Annotated in this window: 3 protein-coding genes; 2 read left to right on the top strand and 1 reads right to left on the bottom strand. The window is 67.4% G+C overall.

What is annotated here, in order from left to right:
• Together EOA60_RS25900 and EOA60_RS25905 are read left to right on the top strand one after the other, a co-directional pair.
• The coding region (locus EOA60_RS25900) for an ATP-binding cassette domain-containing protein (protein ID WP_164899532.1) at positions 1–820 on the top strand (820 nt) is incomplete at its 5' end.
• Positions 817–1806: an ABC transporter permease gene (locus EOA60_RS25905; protein WP_095823552.1), complete on the top strand. Its 990-nt coding sequence runs from the start codon at positions 817–819 to the stop codon at positions 1804–1806. The genes EOA60_RS25900 and EOA60_RS25905, both read left to right, overlap by 4 nt.
• A gap of 12 nt (positions 1807–1818) precedes the next feature.
• Here EOA60_RS25905 and EOA60_RS25910 read toward each other — a convergent pair.
• Positions 1819–3091, bottom strand: a 1273-nt coding sequence (locus tag EOA60_RS25910) for a glutamine synthetase family protein (RefSeq protein WP_164899533.1), incomplete at its 5' end; no start/stop codon positions are given.

Here is a 3091-nt window from a genome sequence, read left to right on the forward strand (position 1 = left end):
GCGCATGGTGCGGCTGATGGTCGGCAGGCCGGTAAGCGACCTGTTCAACCGAAAAGTGCGTGCGCTCGGGCCGGTCCGGCTGGCGCTCGAAGGCGTCACGACACGCCGCGTCGACGGGATCAGCTTCGAGGTCAGGGCAGGCGAGATCGTCGGCCTGGGCGGATTGGTCGGCGCGGGACGGACGGAAGTCGCGCGCGCCGTCGTCGGCCTCGATCCACTGCTCTCCGGGCGGATGGCCGTCGGCGGCCGGCCTTACAGGCCGCGCGAGCCGGCGGATGCGGTTGCCGCCGAAATCGGGCTGGTGCCGGAGGACCGCAAGCAGGAGGCCCTGCTTTTGATGCAGGCGGTGCGCGACAATGTCAGCCTCGTGGTACCCGACAAGGTGTCGCGCTACGGCTTCTTCAGCCGCAGGCGCGAGCGCGCGCTGGTCGCCCGCCATGTCGCCGAGCTCCGGGTCAAGACGCCGTCGATCGAGCAGGCCGTGGGGAAATTGTCCGGCGGCAACCAGCAGAAAGTCGTCTTCGCGCGCTGGCAGGCACGGGGGCCGGCGGTCCTGATCCTCGACGAGCCGACGCGCGGCATCGATGTCGGCGCCAAGGCGGAGATCTACAGGCTCATCGAAAGCCTGGCCGACCAGGGCCTCGCCATCCTGCTCATCTCCTCGGAGATGCCAGAGCTGCTCGGCCTTGCCGACCGCGTCCTGGTCATGCAGAGCGGCCGCATCAGTGGCGAGCTGCCGTGGCAAGAGGCGAGCGAGGAGGCGGTGCTGGCACTGGCCATGCGCTCGGACAAGAAAGCAATCGAAAGGAGGGTGTCGTGACCGATACCGCGACCGCCGCACGCGAGCGCGCGCCGGCCAGCCTGTTTGGCCGCATCGGCGCGCAAAACATCAGCCTGCTGATCGCTCTGGTCGTGCTGCTGGCGATCTTTGGCGTGTTGAGGCCGGACGTCTTCTTCACGCCGCGCAACCTGATCAACATAGGCCTCGCGGTCACCATTCTCGGCATCCTGGCAATGGCGCAGACCGTCGTCATCGTATCGGGCGGGCTCGACATCTCGGTCGGGTCGATCGTCGGCCTGAGCACGATGGTGCTGGCCGTCGCCGCCCAGGAAACCGGCTCGATCCCCGCCGGCATCCTCGCCGGCCTGCTCGCCGGATTGCTGGCAGGCGCAGTCAACGGGCTGATCGTCGTCTACGGGCCGGTCAATGCGGTGATCGCGACGCTTGGCACGATGTCGGCCTTCCGCGGCCTCGCCTATCTGATGAACAACGGCAATTCCATACCGATCACCGGCGACAGCCTGCGCGCGCTGGGCATCGGCACGCTGTTCGGGCTGCCCTTCGCCATCTGGCTGCTGATCGCGGCGATGGCGGCTTTCATCGTCTTCACCCGTGAGACGGTCGTCGGCCGCAACATCTACGCGCTCGGCGGCAATCCGACGGTGGCGCGGCTCGCCGGCATCCCGATCCGCCGCTACCAGATCTCGATCTATGCGATGAGCGGCTTCGCGGCGGCGGTGGCGGGACTGGTGCTGGCCAGCCGCACCATGTCCGGACAGCCCGCCTCCGGCAGCCAGGGGCTGGAGCTAGAGGCTATCACCGCCGCGATCCTCGGCGGCTGCGCGCTGCAGGGCGGCAAGGGCACGATCATCGGCGCCATGTTAGGGGTGCTGATCATCGGCGTCCTCAACAACGGCATGATCCTGACCTCCGTGCCGACCTTCTACCAGCTGCTCGCCAAGGGCGCGCTGCTGATCCTGGCCGTCATCGTGCAAGAGCGCCAGCGGGCCCGGTCGGGAGAATAGCCCCGCGCGGGGTTAGACGCTTTCGAGATAGGTCTCGATCTCGAAGTCGCTGACATTGAGCGCGAAGGTGTTCAACTCCTGGCGTTTGCAGGCGATGAAAGCGTCGCGCAGCACGGCCGGGAAGATTTCGGCGACGCGCTTGCCGGTCTCGAAGGCGGCGATCGCCGAGGCCCAGTCAGGCGGCAGCTTGGCAAGCGTGAGGCCCTGTCCCTCGCCGCCGGTCGGCTCGCCAGGCGACAGCTGCCGCTCGATGCCCATCAGCGCGGCACCCAGGATCGCCGCCAGCACCAGATAGGGATTGGCGTCGGCGCCGGAAACGCGATGCTCGATGCGGCGCGCGGCAGACGGGCCGCCTGGAATGCGGATCGCCACCATGCGGTTTTCGTAGCCCCAGGCGACAGCCGTCGGCGCATAGGAGCGCGGGCGCAAGCGGCGGTAGGAGTTGAAATGCGGCGCGAACACCAGCGTGCTTTCGGCCATGGCCGCGAGCAGGCCGCCGACGGCGTGGCGCATGGTGTCGGAGCCCTGGTCGCTGCCGTCGTCGAAGATGTTGCGGCCGTCCTTGTCGAGCACGCTGAAATGAACATGGAAACCGTTGCCGGCGCGCTCGCCATAGGGCTTGGCCATGAAGCAGGCGGCAAAGCCGTGCTTGCGCGCGATGCCCTTGACCGTGCGCTTGAAAAGCACGGCGTCGTCCGCGGCGCGCAAGGCATCCGGAACGTGGTTGAGGTTGATCTCGAACTGGCCGACGCCGTTCTCGGCGATCGCCGTATCGACCGGAATGCCCTGCATGCGGCAGGCTTCGTAGATGTCGTGAATGAAGCCTTCGAAATCGTCGATTTCGTCGATCGAAAGCGCCGCATCGGAATCGAGACGCCGGCCGGTGACCGGCGAGACAGGACCGACCGGACGCTGCGATGTCGGATCGACGAGATAGAATTCAAGCTCGGTCGCGGTAACCGGCGTCAGACCAAGCGCTGCGTAGCGGTCGAGGATGCGGGCGAGCGCGCGGCGCGGATCGCCGAGATAGGGTGCGCCGGCCTCGTCGGCGAGCCACAGGGGCAAAAGCGCCGTCGGATGCGCCGTCCAGTTGACGGGCAGGATGCCGCGTCCGGTCCAATGGCAAAGCCCGTCGGCGTCACCGGTCGAGAAAACCTGGGCGTTGCCTTCGATGTCCTCTCCCCAGATGTCGAGCCCGATCAGCGAATAAGGCATGCGCAGCTTGCCTTCGAGCGCCTTGCGCGCCTGCTCGACCGGGATGCGCTTGCCGCGCATGATGCCGTTC

The organism is Mesorhizobium sp. M1A.F.Ca.IN.020.06.1.1, assembly GCF_004023265.1.
Taxonomy (GTDB): Bacteria; Pseudomonadota; Alphaproteobacteria; order Rhizobiales; family Rhizobiaceae; genus Mesorhizobium.